Raw genomic sequence first — 15,373 nt, 5'->3', positions numbered from 1 at the left:
AGGTCGGGGCATAAGTCCCGACCTTACATCCCCGGGGGAGTAAAGCCGTGGCGACAAACGGTCAGAAACTAGCCAGCGCCAATGAGACGCAAAGTGGCGCACGCGAACAACTGCTTGAAGCGGCAAGCGAAATCATGCGCGAAGGAGACACAATCGACCTGTCGCTTTCCGAATTGTCCCTGCGCGCAGGTCTGAACAGTGCGCTGGTCAAATATTATTTCGGCAACAAAAACGGCCTGATGCTGGCCTTGCTCGACCGCGACATGGGAAATATCGTGGTCCACCTCAATGCGCTGGTCGCCAAGGATATGCCGCCCGAGGAAAAACTTCGCCGTCATATCAGCGGGGTGATCGACACCTATTACACCTTCCCGTATCTCAATCGTTTGATGATGCGCATGGTCCGCGATGCCGCGCCGATTGAGGCCGCGCGTATTGCCGAACGCTATCTGAAGCCGCTGTCGGATGCTTATGATGTGCTGATCGAGGAAGGCGTAAAAGCCGGCAAATTCCGTCCGGTCGACCCGCAGCTTTTCTATTTTTCGCTGACCGGTGCAGCGGACCGCTTTTTCTCGGCACGCCTAGTACTGCGGCATTGCTATGATCAGCATGACATCTCTCCCGAGATGCGCGACGCCTATCGTGAACATACGATCGAATTGATCATGCGCGGCCTGTTGGCCGAGTAGACGGCTTTATTCAGGCTGGGGCGGTGCGCTGTCGGGATTTTCCGTCCCTGGCGCTTCGTTTGCCATCCGTGCTTCGCGTTCGGCGCGCTCTTTTTCGAACTGCTTGACGCGTTCTTCGACGAGCGCCGCTTCAGCATCAATGGTGTCGAGGCGCTTCTTGCGCTCGGCCGCAATCATACGGCCGAAAGTCAGCCCGGGATCTTCCTTTTTCTCGGCATAGGCGGCGTCAATTTGCTTCAGTCCGCAGCCGGTAAAGCCCCCGGCGCCTGAGGCGCTGCAGCTCATCGTGCCTTCGCGACCGACATATTCATAGGCCAGAACACGATTGGTCCAAGCCTCCTTACTCGGGTCATTGGGGTCATCGCGCAACTGGGTCGGGATGCGATAGCGGTCGGATTCGGACAGCCTTGCGCAAACATTGATCTGGTCATCTGTGCTCGCAGCACATTCGTCTTCGCCATAGACAATGACCATGTTGATCTTTTCCGCATCGGGCGTGGCGGCTGGCGCTTCCCCCTCTTGCGCAAAAACCGGGGTTGCCATGAGTGCACATGCGGCACCAAATATGAGGGCTGTACGATTGGTCATCGGGTTACTCCAGAATCTGGGTTTGGGCTTAGGCGCTGCTGGATGAATGGCAAATGAAATTCAGCGCTACATTGATGGCGGTCAAATTCGCTTCGAAAGCGCAATCGCCGCCCGGCAGCCAAGACGAATTGCCGCACTCATCAACGGATAGGCAGGGGCCTGCTCGGCCCCGGCGGCAAGCGCGGTTTCCTTATGCTCAACCTCTTCCTGACGGAATTCCTCGATCATGGCAGACAGCGAAGGATCGCTCTCTCCCAATTCAGCTAGCTGTTCGCGATAATGGGCGTCGATTTCGGTTTCGACCGCAACAGTGCAGGCCATCGCCGCCTCGGGTCCAATGGCGGCGGTCACCGCGCCCAACGCAAAACCTGCGACATTCCAGAAAGGCTGGAGCGCGGTAGGGCGCACGCCGCGTTCGGCCATCAACCGGTCAAAGGCATCGAGATGGCGGCGTTCCTGCTCAGCCATATGTGCGATGCTGCGCGCGGCCGGGTGGCGATCCCCCAACATCGCCAATTGGCCTGCATAAATGCGCGTGGCGCCATATTCGCCCGCCTGATCGACGCGGATCATGCTCAAACGGCTGGCGGCTTGATTGGCGATCATGCTTTCCCTCCCTTGCGCAACAGCGCGAAGATGGCGAGTGCACCAAATGTTGAAATCAGGAAGTTGAACCCAGCCAGCGAGATGCCAAATAGCGTCCACGGTGCGATGTCGCAGCGGATCAGCGGCGCATCCAATATGGCGTCGAGCACGTCCTTTCCGCTTTCCGCAGTAACCGTCGACGAACAGGTGGTTATACCTTCCCACCAGCCATATTCGACCCCGGCATGATAGCCGCCGATAAGACCACTGGTCAGGATGGCGAGCGCCGCCAAGGCTGTGAACAGGCGACGCTTGCCTTCTCCCGGAAGTACAAACGCACCCAGCGCCAAAGGAAGCGCCGCAAAATGGGGCCAGCGTTGCCACCAGCACATCTCGCACGGATATAATCCGCCAATATATTGTGACACATAAGCTCCGACGAGGAGCCCGAAAGGAAGCAGAAGCGCAAGCCAGCGCGCACGATCGAAACCGGTCATATGCGCGTGTCTAGCAGGCTCTAATTGCGCTTGCCAGTCTTTGCGCTGGTTTCAGCAAGGCGCGCGCCTTTCGTTCCCAGACGCTCCAGCGTCTGCATCGCATAATGCAGCTGGAAATCCTCAATGCCCTGCTTTTTCAGCTCTTCGGGCGTCATGGCAAAGCGCGGATCATCCTTGCCGTCGGACTCGAGGCTCTTGTCGTCGGCCAGATTTTCATTGACCAGATGGCGGCGCAAATCGGATTCGCGAACGGCGACGCGCTTGCGATAATCGGGATCGGAAATCTGCGGCACCGCCACATCGGGCTTCACGCCACCTTCCTGTACCGACCGGCCCGACGGCAGGTGATAGCGCGCGACTGTGAGGCGCAGGCCGGTTTCACGCGAGAGCGGCAACACGTTCTGCACCGAGCCTTTGCCAAAGCTGCGTTCACCCATAACGAGCGCGCGGCGATGGTCCTGCAATGCACCAGCAACGATTTCAGACGCAGAGGCAGAGCCCGCGTCAACCAACACGATCACAGGCTTGCCGCCCGTCACATCGCCCTTGATTGCCTGTTCGGCAAACCAGCGGCTGACCACGACCTTGTCACGACCACGTTCGGAAACAATCTCGCCCTTGTCTAGAAAGGCGTCAGAGACCTTGACCGCTTCTTCCAAAATCCCGCCAGGGTTGGAACGCAGGTCAACAATATAGCCTTGCGGTTTCGCGCCCAATTGGCGCTCTATGCCCTTGATTGCAGCGACCACATCTTCGCCGGTTTCTTCCGAGAATCCGGTGATGGTGATGACGCCAATCTTGTCTTTGACTTCCCACTTGACCGGTTTCAGGTCGATGATTGCGCGGGTCAGTGTCAGATCGAACGGTTCTTCACGGCCGGGGCGGAAAATGGTGAGCTTGATCGATGTACCGGGCGCGCCACGCATACGGTTTACCGCATCGTCAATCGAATCGCCGACAATCAGTTCGCCGTCGAGATGGGTGATATAGTCGCCTGCCTTGATCCCTGCCTTGTCGGCCGGGGTGTCTGCGGTCGGGGCGATAACCTTTACGGCGCCATCTTCCTGCGTCACCGACAAGCCAAGCCCGCCATATTCACCTTCGATCTGCGTCTGCAGATCACGGAAATTGCTTTCATCGAGGAAGGCGCTGTGCGGATCAAGGGTGTTGAGCATCCCCTGAATCGCACCCTTCATCAGCTGCTCGTCATCGACCTTGTCGACATAGTTTGCGCGAACCTTTTTATAGACCGCGATGAATTCGTCCATGTCGCGCAGCGGATCATCCTTGCGCTGCTGGGCGGTCAGCGAGGTCGTCGCCAAAGCGCCAATGACAAAGGCAGTGATGCCGGTTGCGAGCGTTTTCCTGTACATAAGCGCATTCGCCTTCGAGTCTGATCGCGTAATTTTCCAGCTATATCGTGATTGAAGCCGATGGTGAAAGCCTGTTTACCACGAAAGTGGTCCAGAGGCCGACAAGCGGCATCAGCCGATAAGCGCGGCGATATCGATAATCCGGCCATTCCGTCGCAGTTCGACCATGATTTCAGGCGCTTCGCTGCCCGCCTGCCCGATGTTGCTGCCCTGCCTTACACGCGCACCTTTTTCGACACCGAGGCGTTCGACATTGGTGATCAGGCTCGACCAGCCTCCGCCATGTTCGATGATGATGATATTGCCAAAGCTGCGGTACCGGCCAGCGAAGGTCACGATACCATCGGCGGGTGCAACCAAAGCAGCAGTTTTGGCAACGCTGAGCCTAAGGCCCCGCTCTCGATAGCCGGTTGGGTTCAATTCGCCAAAGCCAGCCACAATTTGTCCACGCACTGGCAGGATATAGGCGCTCTGTTTAGGCTTCGGAACCATGTCACCAGACCTGCGTGGCGAGGGGCCATCATAAGTGGCAAGCAAGGCTGCAGTCTGGCCACTTTCGCGATCCGCGTCGATGCGCTCGACCAGATCGCGTGCACGTTCGCCTTCGCCAATCGCCCGTTCAAATTCGAGCGCCGCATCGGCGTTGAGGGTCAGCGCACGTCCCCGCGTTCCACTTTCCAGCGCAACCAGCGACTGCCGCCGTTCATCAAGGTTAGTGCGAGCAACAGCAAGCGACCGTATAGCGGTGCGCTCCTGCACACCCAATTCCCGTTGCAACGCCATTTGCTGACGTAGCGCAGCCGTGCGCCGCGCCACGACGGGTTCGATGGCCGACATCGTCGCGCGCAGATGGATATAGTCACGCCGATCCCCCGGTTGGGCGAGAAGCAGCGAAACCGGTTGGCGCGTCATCGATTGGAGCAGGGCATTGAGCCGCATCAGCGGCGCGCTCGCCCCGCCCAGCAAAGCCGCCTGTTCCTTTTGCCGCCGGGCAATGATGGCAATCCGCGCGCGTGCAGCGGTAATTTCCGCGTTGGCGGTATCTATTTCAGCAGCCAGCGCAGCACGGCGGGCAACAAAGCGGTCGGCAGTCGCTTCGGCACTGGCAGCTTCCTGCCTCAGAAACTCGCTCCGTTCGGAAGCAGCTGTGGCGCGTTCTTTGGCTGCACGCAACGCCGCGACATCGCTTTGGCCTGCTGCGGCAGCAGACAAAAGCGCAACACCCGCCAACGACAATCCGAAATATCGCGCCTGACCCAGCATCAGCCTATCCTTCGCGATGATAAGGGTGATTGGCAAGGATAGAAGTGGCCCGATAGAGCTGTTCAGCCAACATCGCCCGCGCCATCAAATGGGGCCAAGTAGTACGGCCAAAGGCTATAAGCCTATCGGCAGCGGTGCGATCAGCATCATCAAAGCCGTCTGCGGCACCAAGACAAAATCGCACTTCGGCAATGCCCTCGTCGCGCCAGCGCTCGAGCATTTTGGCCATTTCTGAAGAAGCGATCTGCTCGCCCTTTTCGTCGAGTAGGACGGTGCGACTATTACGCTCTGCGGGCGGCATATTTCCGCCGCGATCAGGCAGTTCAGTCAACCTGTACGGCCATGTCAGGCGCTTCAGATAGCGGTCGACAAGCTCGCTTTCGGGGGAGCGTCCGATCTTGCCGCGCGCGATAATGTGCAGCCGCATGGCGGTCCATTCTCCATAAATAGGGACTGTCCCTATTTAATCAGGCGTTCGCAACCTCGGGCGCGTCGCCGAAGCCCCACATCCGTTCCAGATTGTAGAAACTGCGCACTTCGGGCCGGAACAGGTGCACGACCACATCCTCGGCATCGATCAGTACCCAATCGGCGGTCGGCAAGCCTTCGACACGGGCATGCCGTCCGGCCTGCTTGATGCGCTCGACCAGTTTCTGCGCCATCGATGCAACTTGACGACTCGAACGGCCGGACGCCACGACCATATAGTCGGCGATGCTGCTCTTGCCTTGAAGCGGGATGGAAACGACCTCTTGCGCCTGATCGTCGTCGAGCGATTGGAGGATGAGTTTGTGCAGTTCGTCAGGCTGCAGGACAGGTCCATTTCTGGAGGAGGCCTTACCCCTTGGGACTGTAGCGAGTTCGATCAAAATTGCTCCTTAATACAAAACTTTGTGGGTAACGCCGTCGATGACGCGCCTGTCGTCAAAATCACGATACCAATATGGATTGGCTTGGCGAACCGCCGTGGCCGAGCGTGGATCGGGGCGAAAGCGCAGAAATACAAGCGCCGGTGTGCTCCACATCGTCCAGTAAAGCCGCTGGTCCGGACGCCGGACGTACCGCCTGAGCCAGGCCATTGCGGGACCCGCAACAGCATGACTGTCATAGCCCGGACGCGCGATAACCGCAATCGGCATTAAACGGGCAATATCGCGCCAGCGCCGCCAGCGTGTGAAATTTGCCACATTGTCCGCCCCCATGATCCAGATGAAGCGGCGATTGGGGTAGCGGCGTACCAGTTTGCGCAACGTATCGATCGAGTAGCGCGTGCCCATTTGTGCCTCGATCGCGGTCGCCCGGATGGGCGCTCGGCGCGCCATTTTTTTTGCCGAAGCAAGCCGCGCCTTGTGCGAGGCCATGTCTTTCGCATTGGCCTTCAGCGGGTTTCCCGGTGAGACCAGCCACCAGATTTCATCGAGATCGAGCGCGTCGAGCGCAAACAGACTGATCGACCGATGCCCGCCATGCGCCGGGTTGAACGATCCGCCGAGAAGGCCCGTCAGCATTTATGGTCGCGTCTGCCCCGAGCCGTGGACCAGCCATTTGTAGGTGGTCAGCCCTTCGAGCGCGACTGGACCGCGGGCGTGCAGGCGGCCGGTGGCTATACCGATTTCGGCACCGAGACCGAATTCGCCGCCATCGGCATATTGCGTCGAGGCATTGTGCATCACGATCGCGCTGTCGACGCCCGACAGGAAATCTGCGGCAGCGGTATCGTCATTGGTGATGATGCTTTCGGTGTGCTGCGATCCATAGCGGGCAATATGTTCGATCGCTTCGTCAACGCCCGACACCATCTTTGCAGACACAACCGCATCAAGATATTCAGTACCCCAATCCGCTTCCTCAGCCGGCACCGTACGTGCGTCAAGTTCCATGAGCATGTCGTCAGCGCGGACTTCGCAACCGGCGTCGAGCAAAGCACCAATCAGCCGCGCAGGTTCGGGATAATCCTGATCAATCAGCAGCGTTTCGGTTGACCCGCAAATGCCGGTGCGGCGCATCTTCGCGTTGACCGCTATCGCCTCTGCCATCGCAGGGTCGGCTTTGGCATGGATATAGGTATGGCAGATGCCATCGAGATGCGCCAGCACAGGAACGCGCGCCTCATCCTGCACGCGTGCCACCAGCGACTTGCCGCCGCGCGGGATGACCATATCGATCTGGCCCTGCGCTTTCAAAAGGGCGCCGACAGCTGCGCGATCCTGTGTCGGGACCAGCTGCACCGCATCGGCGGGAAGACCCGCTTTGACAATGCCTTCGACCATCGCAGCATGGATCGCGCGGTTGCTGTGCACCGCTTCGCTGCCACCGCGCAGGATCACCGCATTGCCCGAACGCAAGCCAAGGGCCGCCGCGTCGGCCGTCACATTGGGGCGGCTTTCATAAATGATCGCCAGCACGCCGACGGGCACGCGGACGCGTTCCATGACGAGGCCATTGGGCCGTTCGCTGCGGTCAATCACCTGTCCGACTGGATCGGCCAAATGTGCAACCTGCTCAACTGCCGAGGTAATGCCCTCTATCCGGCTGTCGTCGAGTTTCAGTCGGTCGAGCATCGCCGCCGACAGGCCATTCGCCGCACCAGCCTCCATGTCGACCGCATTGGCGTTCAAAATCGTCGGTGCAGCGGCACGCAAGGCTTTGGCCGCAGCCAACAACGCGTCGGCTTTCTTCGCATCGCTGGCACGCGCAACTATGCGCGCGGCGGCACGGGCTTTGGCCGTCATTGCGGCGACAATCTGGGTGGCATCTTCACTCATCGTTTTGCTTCCTAGAGCGCCCGACAGCGAAGCGAAAGCCGCAGAATCCTGCATTTCCGGCGGAATTTTACGCGTCCCGCGTTGATTCGTAATATGTATCTGTAAAATTTATCTTTTTGTTCGTATCTGGCGAATGCTTGCCGGGTGCTCAGCATAGGCCAGAATCCGATTTCATGTAAAAACTCACAACTCACCGCACGACTCCACCGACTCGGCACGAGTCACAATAAAGCGATTCGTCAGCGGCAAATCGCTCTGCTAAGCGCCCGTCACTAAATAAAAACGGGGTGGGTCGTGTCGCAAATGGCCAAGTTCGCCGGTTGGAAAAACCGGTTGGCCGGATGGTTCGTTGATCGTGAGTTTTTCATGCGGTCGAACGGGCATGTCCGGTTCATCAAGATTAGTGCAAAATTGCAGCGCCGGGTCGCGGGAACGATTGTGGCTGTCGTTGGCCTGTGGTTGGTCGTCACCTTGGGCATGATGATCAATCAGGTGAGCGTGTCGGCAGAACGCATGATGCTTTCTGCCAAGCAGGAAAAGATCGAGACCGCCGAAGAGCGCGTCGCCAAGTATCGCGACGATATGGAAGCGGTCGCCAGCGACCTCGAAGCGCGCCAGAAGGTCATGGAAGGCGCTTTTGAAGAACATTTCGGTGACATGCCCGCTGCCGAAGCCGTAGCACCCGCAACTGGCGAAGCTGCCGAAACAGCGAAAAAGATCGGCCTTGCTGTTCCCGAGGCTGCACAACTCGCTCAGCTTGAAGCCCGCCAGATCGCCTTTGCCGAGCGGATGACGCAAATCGCCATAGCCCGCTCGCAAAAAGCCGAAGGTGCGATCCGCGAATTCGGCCTGAACCCCGACCAGCTGGCGCGCGAAGCCAAGCAAGGTATGGGCGGCCCCTTCATTCCCTTTTTCGGCAAGAAGCAGAAGCAGGTCCGTGACCCGCGCTTCACCCGCATGCTGACTGCGCTCGAGCGGATGGAAGCGTTGGAAATGGCGCTCGCCGGCATCCCCACCAGCATGCCTGCAGCTGTCGGCTTGATGTCGAGCCGTTTCGGCTATCGTTCCGATCCCTTCACTGGCGGTGCAGCAATGCATGCTGGCCTTGATTTCAAGGGCCCCATCGGCACCCCGATCCTTGCGGCAGCAGATGGCAAGATCACCTTTGCCGGATGGCAGGGTGGCTATGGCAATTGCATCGAAATCACCCATCCCAACGGCCTTGTCACACGCTATGCCCATATGAGCGGCTTTACCGCTACGCTGGGGCAGGATGTAAAACGCGGCGTTCAGATCGGACGCATGGGTTCGACCGGCCGTTCAACCGGCTCGCATTTGCACTTTGAAGTGCGTATCAACGGGTCAGCTATCAACCCGCTCAAATTCCTGGAGGCCAATCCCGATGTTCTCGAAATCCAAGCCGTCGCCGGAAACCGCGCTGCCGGTCGCAGCGACGCAGGGGCGTAACAATATGCGCGGGGGCGGACATACTTTTTCGGTGATCGCATCAGATGTTGAAATCACCGGTAATCTCTCAGCTAAGGTCGATCTCCATATCGACGGCAAGATCAACGGCGACGTCACCTGCGGTTCGCTCGTCCAGGGCGAAGGCAGCGTGATCAGCGGCAAGGTTGTCGCTGAAACCGCCCGTCTTTCTGGCAAAGTCGATGGTTCGATCGAGGCAGGCGATCTGGTGATCGAGGCAAGTGCGCGCATTTCGGGTGATGTCGTTTATCAGAGCCTTACCATCGCCCCCGGCGGCATGGTCGAAGGTAAGTTCAAGCATCGCGGCAGCAATGTTCCCAATATCGGCAAAGCCACCATCGATATAAGCCGCACCGACCCGTTGATCTTGGGTGCGGAAACCAAGGTCGGCTGAATTAAACCAGCATTTCCAGCGCAGCCCCCTGGCCTAGGAAATTGGCCGGGCTCGCGCTTGCACCATAGGCCCCGGCACAGAATATCGCGACCAGATCGCCAACCTCAGCGCGCGGCAGCAGCGCACTATCGGATAGGCGGTCAAGCGGGGTGCACAGGCACCCGACCACCGATTGGACTTCATCGGCAGACGCATCAATGCGCGTGGCAATGGCCACCGGATAGTTGCGGCGGATGACCGTGCCGAAATTTCCAGAAGCGGCCAATTGATGGTGCAACCCACCATCGGTCACGAGGAAGACTTCACCATGGCTGACCTTGCGGTCGACCACCCGGCACAGATAGACCCCCGCTTCGCCGACCAGATAACGTCCCAACTCGATGCAAAAATGCGTCTTTTTGAGGATATCGGGCAAAGCCGACAGCGCCTGCCCTAGCGCGCCGCCGACCGTGTTGAGATCGAACGCCGCATCGCCAGGGAAATAGGGAATACCGAAACCGCCGCCCAGATTGACCTTGGGTGGAGCAACCCCTACCGCCTGCGCCAATTCCGCTGCAAGCGCCAGCGTTTGCGCCTGCATCGCGATAATCGCCTCGGCATCGAGCGCCTGCGAGCCCGCATAGATATGAAAGCCGCGCCAGTCGGCGCCTGCAGCGATGATGCGTTGGACCAGCGCAGGCACGCGTTCGGCATCGACGCCAAAGGGTTTTGCCCCGCCACCCATCTTCATGCCGCTGCCCTTGAGGTCAAAACTGGGGTTCACGCGCACTGCGATTTTCGGCGCGACCCCCAATCGCTGGCCTATCGCAAAGGTGCGCTCCGCTTCGCCCTCCGACTCGCAGTTGAGCGTGACACCGTTCGCGATCGCAAACTCCAGTTCGCGGTCACGTTTGCCCGGGCCGGCAAAGCTGATCTTGTCTGCCGCCACACCTGCGTCGAGTGCGAGCTTCAACTCCCCGCCGGATGCGACATCGAACCCGTCGACCCTTGCGCTCATCCAGCCAAGCAGAGGCGCAAAGGGATTGGCCTTCATCGCATAATGGATACCCAATTGCTGCGGCATAGCCGCGCGCAGTTCGCCAATGCGCGCTTCAAGCGCTCCGGTCGAATAGACGAACAAAGGCGTATCGCCCGCCTCGGCAACCAGCGCCGAAGCCGTCTTGCCGCCTATCGCCAACTCACCGTCTATCGAGGCAAAATAGGGCGGGATCGGTCCGATGGGTTTGGCTTTTGCCTCGCTCATGCGGCCAACCTATCCTTCAGCCCGTCCCTGTCCAGCTTGCCATTGGCGTTTTTCGGGAATTCGTCGAGCCAGACATAGTCTGCGGGCTGCATGAAATTGGGCAGTGCGGCCTTCATATGCGCCAGCAGTGCCGCCTCATCAGCTGCGCCGTTGGCGCGGACGAACAGCACAATTGCCTCGCCCAGCCGATCATCCTTGCGGCCCAGCGCACAGGCCTCGGCGACCAAGCCGCTTTCGATGGCGGCTTCTTCGACTTCGGTGGGGGAGACACGATTGCCGCTGGTCTTGATCATCGCGTCGTCGCGGCCGACAAAATAAAGCAGACCATCCGCATCACGCCAGACAGTATCTCCAGACCAGACCGCCATCCCCCCATAGTGGGAGAAGGCTGGCGCGGGTTTGTAACGCAGCGCGGTGCGCTCCGCATCTTTCCAATAGCCCTGTGCGACCAGCGGCCCGGCATGGACCAGCTCGCCATGTTCTTCCGGCTTGGCCTCGCTGCCATCCTTTGCAACAACCATGATTTCGGCAAAGGGAATGGCTTTGCCCATACTCGTTGGATTGGCGTCTATCAGCGCAGGCTCGAGATAGGTGGAGCGGAACGCTTCGGTCAGCCCGTACATCGCGTAAATATCTGTCTTTGCTCTGAATATCCCGCGCAGCGCCTTGACCAGCGAGGGCGTGAGCGCGCCGCCGCTGTTGGTAAGGCGACGCATGTTGGTGGTGACTTCCCCGGGCCAATCCTGCTCGACCAGTTGCACCCAGAGCGGAGGCACGGCGGCAAGCGTGGTGACGCCGTGCCGTGCGCAAGCCTTGATCACATCGCGCGGGGTAAGAAAGTCCAATGGCACCACACAGCCGCCCGCCTGCCAGGTTGAAAGCAGCTGGTTCTGGCCATAGTCAAAGCTGAGTGGCAGCACCGCAAGCGTCACATCATCCGCCGCCAGTTTCAGATAGCTCGCCACACTGACCGCGCCGATTGCAAGATTGGCATGGCTGAGCATCACCCCCTTGGGTCGCCCGGTCGAGCCGCTGGTATAGAGGATCGCGGCAAGGCCGTTGGCGTCGGTATCGGCGGGTAGTGGTGGCAAGACGTCGCCGGGTTGGTCGATTGCGGACATCACTACCAATTCATCCAGCACAACGAATTTTAAGTCGTCACCCTGAACTTGTTTCAGGGTCCATTCTTCCTCACCTCTCTTCGGTTGGTTTGGAGAGATGGTTGCTGAAACAAGTTCAGCATGACGTTGGTGTTCAGTTTCAAGGTAGCTTTCGAGCTGCCCCGCCCTCACCGCACTCGTCAGCAGCGCCTTGGCTCCGCTGTCCGGCAGGATATGCTTAACCTGTGCGGGTTTGAGCAGCGGGTTGATCGGCACATGCACCAGCCCCGCGCGCACCGCAGCGAGCGGCATCAGGCAGGCCAGTTCGGTCTTGGGCAGCCAAGTGGCGATCCGGTCGCCTGCTGTAAAATCTTGGGCGGCCAATATCGCGGCGAGCCGACCGATACGATGATTTAACGACTGATAACTATAGACCTTGTCCTTGAGACGCAGCGCAGGTGCGTCGGGCACCCCGCGAAGCGCGAGGTGATCGAGCGGAAAGGCTGGCAAATCGTCGGTCATTGGGTCAAAAGTCACAGGGTAAAGGGTTAATCGGGGGCGATAATTGGCAGTTAAGTGTGAATATCACGATAATTTCCTGACTGCGCAAGCCGCCGCTGCAGGCGCGCTTGATCGTGAGGCGCAGCCCTGCCTTTTCGACCGGTTGGACTGGCTCGAATGCCTGCATCGCATGGCGCTGCGCGACAAGACCCCTGCCCTGCTGCAAGCCAAAGGTGGCGACGCACAGGGCTGGATGCCGTTGATGCAGGCTGAAAGCGGACATCTGGTCGCTCTCGCCAACTGGTATAATTTCACGTGGAGGCCAATATTTGCCGGTACCGATAGCGAGGTTGAGCGCCTTGCCCTACTGCGCGGACTAGCAAAGCTGGCGCAAAAACACGCCCGCCGCATCACCCTTTCGCCCGTACCCGACGAAGACGGTAGCACAAGCGAAATCGAAGCGGCCTTTGCCGCCACAGGCTGGTCGGTATTCCGCGGAATCTGCGATCAGAACCATATCCTTGAGGTCAAGGGCCGCAGCTTCGATGCCTATTGGGAAGGCCGCCCCAGCCGCCTGAAAAACACCGTCAAACGCAAGGGCAAGACCGGCGCAGTCACCATCCGCATCGATAACGAATATGACCCGGAAAGCTGGCGTGATTATGAGCGGGTCTATGCGCGCAGCTGGAAGCCCGAAGAGGGCAGCCCCGAATTCCTGCGCCAGATCGCAGAGCGCGAAAGCGAGGCGGGCGCGCTGCGCCTCGGGCTTGCCTATATCGAAGGCAAGCCTGTTGCGGCGCAGTTCTGGACAGTCGAAAACGGTACGGCACTGATCCACAAACTGGCGCATGACGAGCGCCACATGCAGGCCTCACCCGGGACCCTTTTGTCGGCGGCGCTTTTCCAGCATGTGATCGATGTCGACCGTGTCAACTTGATCGATTTCGGCACCGGCAACGATGCCTATAAGGCCGAATGGATGGACGATGTGCGCGAGCGATACCGGCTGGAGATGTTCTGGCCGAACCATCCCGCCAACTGGCCCTACATTGCCATCCGCAAATGGCGCGCCTATCGCGCCTCTAACTGACCAAGAAGAGAGAAGAGATGCCTTTCGTTCCCGACAGCGTTGAAACCACGATCCGCGATCTGCTCGTCGATGTTCTTGGCGTCGCCCCTGCCACAGTGGCGGCAATGACCGACGATACCCCTCTGTTCGGTGCGCTACCCGAGCTCGACTCGATGGCGGTCGCAGGCCTGCTGACCGAGATGGAAGACCGGCTGGATATTATGATCGACGATGATGATATCGATGGCGAGCTGTTCGAAAGCTTTGGGAGCCTCGTCGCTTTTGCAAAGGCCAAGGTCCGGGAGTGAGCCAGCGCCCCGATTATCGGACTTACAAGTTTGTAGGGCATGACGAGCATGTCCTCTACTTTGGCGCGGGAGCATCACGCCGGATATTAATCATTCCCCCGTTTTTCGACGAAATGAACCGGTGCCGCCGGATGCTGGTGCAGGCGATGCGCGGGTTGGCGGAGCGCGGCACAGGCAGTTTTCTGATCGATCTTCCTGGGTGCAACGAGAGCCTGGTGGCGCTGGAAAATCAAAGCCTTTCAACGTGGCGCAAAGCAGTCAGCGCTGCTGCCACGCAACTCGGTGCAACTCACATCGCCTCCCTGCGCGGCGGTGCTTTGGTGGACGACGGTACGCCGGATCTGCCGCACTGGCGACTGGCCCCGGCAAAGGGTTCCAGCCTGCTGAAGACGATGATCCGCACCCGGATCGCGGGCGACAAGGAAGCGGGCAAAACGACAAGTGAAGCGGCGCTGATCGAGGCTGCGAAGACCGGGCCCATAGAGCTCGCCGGCAATATGCTAGGCCCAGCGATGGTGGAGGAACTTGCAAGCACCGAACCTGCCGAAGTCGCGCAACTCGCAGTGCGCGCCTTGGGACAGGATATTGCCGGTTCAACGTTATGGCTGCGCGCCGAGCCGCAGGACGATCCCGCCATGTCGGATGCAATCACCGCCGACCTCCACCTATGGAGTGCATCATGCGGCGGCTGACTGGCTTTGATTGCGAAGGCGCTTGGTGTGCTGCATCGCTGGACGAAGGCGACAAAACTGCAGGTCTGCTGATCGTCAGCGGAGGCAATGAGATCCGCAGCGGCGCGCATGCCGGACAAGCGGCATTGGCTGCGCATGTCGCCGCTTTGGGCTATCCGGTGTTCCGCTATGACCGACGCGGGATTGGCGAGAGCGAAGGCGACAATTGCGGTTTCGAAAGCAGCGCGGCAGATATTGCCGCTGCGGTCACTGCCTTCCGCGCACAAGTACTGCATCTCCAGCATATCGTCGCCTTTGGCAATTGCGATGCCGCAAGTGCTCTTGCGCTATTCCATCAAGGTTTGCCCATCGATCGGCTTGTCCTCGCCAATCCTTGGGTGATTGAAACGCAAACAGACGCAGACGCTCCAACGCCACCGTCACCAGCAGCCATCCGCGCGCGATATTGGCAACGGCTGAAAAATCCCCGCAGTCTGGGCGATCTATTGACAGGCAAAATCAATCTAAGGAAGCTGGCATCCGGCATAAAAGCAGCCGCGCAAAACGAGAAACCGAGGGTTTTAGCAGACCGTCTAGCGAAGGCGCTAGCCAACAGCTCAGTTCCCGCAACCATCGTTCTAGCACGTCGCGACACGACGGCAATGGCATTCCACTCGGCATGGCAGAGCGATAGCTTTGATGCGGTGCGCGCTCGGGATAAAGTAACCCTCGAAACATTCGACAGCGCGTCGCATAGTTTCGCGGATTCCGATTCAAAATTGTGGTTGTGCCAGATAATCAGAAATGCGCTCGAACCCACCAACGGGTAAACGCGACATACG

The 15,373-nt window shown here is 59.3% G+C and carries 18 protein-coding genes; 7 read left to right on the top strand and 11 right to left on the bottom strand.

Annotated features, from left to right (window positions below; all coding sequences use genetic code 11):
- The first annotated feature begins 47 nt into the window (after nucleotides 1-47).
- Entirely contained in the window at nucleotides 48-689 is a 642-nt protein-coding gene (locus DXH95_RS12315; RefSeq protein ID WP_239016638.1) for a TetR family transcriptional regulator, read from the top strand.
- Between the two features lie 6 nt (nucleotides 690-695).
- On the opposite strand, the gene DXH95_RS12310 is transcribed toward DXH95_RS12315, so the two are convergent.
- From DXH95_RS12310 to DXH95_RS12270, 9 genes are all read right to left on the bottom strand, one after another.
- The gene (locus DXH95_RS12310) at nucleotides 696-1,277 is read right to left on the bottom strand and encodes a hypothetical protein (RefSeq protein WP_147291735.1); all 582 of its coding nucleotides are present in this window, start codon (nucleotides 1,275-1,277) and stop codon (nucleotides 696-698) included.
- 81 nt (nucleotides 1,278-1,358) lie between these two features.
- Nucleotides 1,359-1,883 carry a demethoxyubiquinone hydroxylase family protein gene (locus DXH95_RS12305; RefSeq protein ID WP_115549824.1) on the bottom strand — a complete coding sequence of 175 codons (525 nt, stop codon included), beginning with the start codon at nucleotides 1,881-1,883 and terminating at the stop codon, nucleotides 1,359-1,361.
- The gene (locus tag DXH95_RS12300; RefSeq protein WP_115549823.1) at nucleotides 1,880-2,359 is read right to left on the bottom strand and encodes a disulfide bond formation protein B; all 480 of its coding nucleotides are present in this window, start codon (nucleotides 2,357-2,359) and stop codon (nucleotides 1,880-1,882) included. Before DXH95_RS12300 ends, DXH95_RS12305 begins: the two co-directional genes overlap by 4 nt.
- Nucleotides 2,360-2,379: 20 nt before the next feature.
- Entirely contained in the window at nucleotides 2,380-3,732 is a 1,353-nt protein-coding gene (locus tag DXH95_RS12295) for a S41 family peptidase (protein WP_115549822.1), read from the bottom strand.
- Between the two features lie 111 nt (nucleotides 3,733-3,843).
- On the bottom strand, nucleotides 3,844-4,995 hold the full coding sequence (locus tag DXH95_RS12290) for a murein hydrolase activator EnvC family protein (RefSeq protein WP_115549821.1): 1,152 nt from the start codon (nucleotides 4,993-4,995) through the stop codon (nucleotides 3,844-3,846).
- A 4-nt stretch (nucleotides 4,996-4,999) separates the two neighbouring features.
- Nucleotides 5,000-5,422, bottom strand: a complete 423-nt coding sequence (locus DXH95_RS12285) for a 23S rRNA (pseudouridine(1915)-N(3))-methyltransferase RlmH (RefSeq protein ID WP_115549820.1) — start codon at nucleotides 5,420-5,422, stop codon at nucleotides 5,000-5,002.
- A gap of 40 nt (nucleotides 5,423-5,462) precedes the next feature.
- On the bottom strand, nucleotides 5,463-5,807 hold the full coding sequence (gene rsfS, locus DXH95_RS12280) for a ribosome silencing factor (RefSeq protein ID WP_239016672.1): 345 nt from the start codon (nucleotides 5,805-5,807) through the stop codon (nucleotides 5,463-5,465).
- 66 nt (nucleotides 5,808-5,873) lie between these two features.
- Nucleotides 5,874-6,503 (bottom strand): nicotinate-nucleotide adenylyltransferase, encoded by a 630-nt coding sequence (locus tag DXH95_RS12275; protein WP_115549819.1) that lies wholly within the window; start codon nucleotides 6,501-6,503, stop codon nucleotides 5,874-5,876.
- Complete coding sequence (locus tag DXH95_RS12270; protein ID WP_239016637.1) at nucleotides 6,504-7,760, bottom strand: glutamate-5-semialdehyde dehydrogenase; 1,257 nt, start codon at nucleotides 7,758-7,760, stop codon at nucleotides 6,504-6,506.
- A 303-nt stretch (nucleotides 7,761-8,063) separates the two neighbouring features.
- Between DXH95_RS12270 and DXH95_RS12265 the strand changes: the two genes are divergently transcribed.
- Nucleotides 8,064-9,227 (top strand): M23 family metallopeptidase, encoded by a 1,164-nt coding sequence (locus DXH95_RS12265; RefSeq protein WP_115549817.1) that lies wholly within the window; start codon nucleotides 8,064-8,066, stop codon nucleotides 9,225-9,227.
- The gene (locus DXH95_RS12260; protein ID WP_115549816.1) at nucleotides 9,163-9,639 is read left to right on the top strand and encodes a bactofilin family protein; all 477 of its coding nucleotides are present in this window, start codon (nucleotides 9,163-9,165) and stop codon (nucleotides 9,637-9,639) included. Before DXH95_RS12265 ends, DXH95_RS12260 begins: the two co-directional genes overlap by 65 nt.
- Nucleotide 9,640: 1 nt before the next feature.
- Here DXH95_RS12260 and DXH95_RS12255 read toward each other — a convergent pair whose 3' ends face one another.
- Together DXH95_RS12255 and DXH95_RS12250 are read right to left on the bottom strand one after the other, a co-directional pair.
- On the bottom strand, nucleotides 9,641-10,882 hold the full coding sequence (locus tag DXH95_RS12255) for a pyridoxal-dependent decarboxylase, exosortase A system-associated (protein ID WP_115549815.1): 1,242 nt from the start codon (nucleotides 10,880-10,882) through the stop codon (nucleotides 9,641-9,643).
- Nucleotides 10,879-12,504 (bottom strand): acyl-CoA ligase (AMP-forming), exosortase A system-associated, encoded by a 1,626-nt coding sequence (locus DXH95_RS12250; RefSeq protein ID WP_115549814.1) that lies wholly within the window; start codon nucleotides 12,502-12,504, stop codon nucleotides 10,879-10,881. Before DXH95_RS12250 ends, DXH95_RS12255 begins: the two co-directional genes overlap by 4 nt.
- 43 nt (nucleotides 12,505-12,547) lie before the next feature.
- On the opposite strand from DXH95_RS12250, the gene DXH95_RS12245 reads away from it, so the two are divergent.
- The 4 genes from DXH95_RS12245 to DXH95_RS12230 are packed head-to-tail and all read left to right on the top strand — an operon-like array spanning nucleotide 12,548 to nucleotide 15,361.
- Entirely contained in the window at nucleotides 12,548-13,573 is a 1,026-nt protein-coding gene (locus DXH95_RS12245) for a GNAT family N-acetyltransferase (RefSeq protein WP_115549813.1), read from the top strand.
- A gap of 17 nt (nucleotides 13,574-13,590) precedes the next feature.
- A complete protein-coding gene (locus DXH95_RS12240) occupies nucleotides 13,591-13,860 on the top strand; it encodes a phosphopantetheine-binding protein (RefSeq protein WP_115549812.1) in 270 nt (89 codons plus the stop codon).
- Complete coding sequence (locus tag DXH95_RS12235; RefSeq protein WP_147291734.1) at nucleotides 13,857-14,552, top strand: alpha/beta hydrolase family protein; 696 nt, start codon at nucleotides 13,857-13,859, stop codon at nucleotides 14,550-14,552. Before DXH95_RS12240 ends, DXH95_RS12235 begins: the two co-directional genes overlap by 4 nt.
- The gene (locus DXH95_RS12230) at nucleotides 14,540-15,361 is read left to right on the top strand and encodes a hydrolase 1, exosortase A system-associated (RefSeq protein WP_115549810.1); all 822 of its coding nucleotides are present in this window, start codon (nucleotides 14,540-14,542) and stop codon (nucleotides 15,359-15,361) included. Before DXH95_RS12235 ends, DXH95_RS12230 begins: the two co-directional genes overlap by 13 nt.
- The last annotated feature ends 12 nt before the right edge of the window (nucleotides 15,362-15,373 follow it).

It is taken from the genome of Sphingorhabdus pulchriflava (assembly GCF_003367235.1).
In the GTDB taxonomy this organism is placed as follows: Bacteria; Pseudomonadota; Alphaproteobacteria; order Sphingomonadales; family Sphingomonadaceae; genus Sphingorhabdus_B; species Sphingorhabdus_B pulchriflava.
This window is presented reverse-complemented; position numbering and strand designations above follow the sequence as displayed.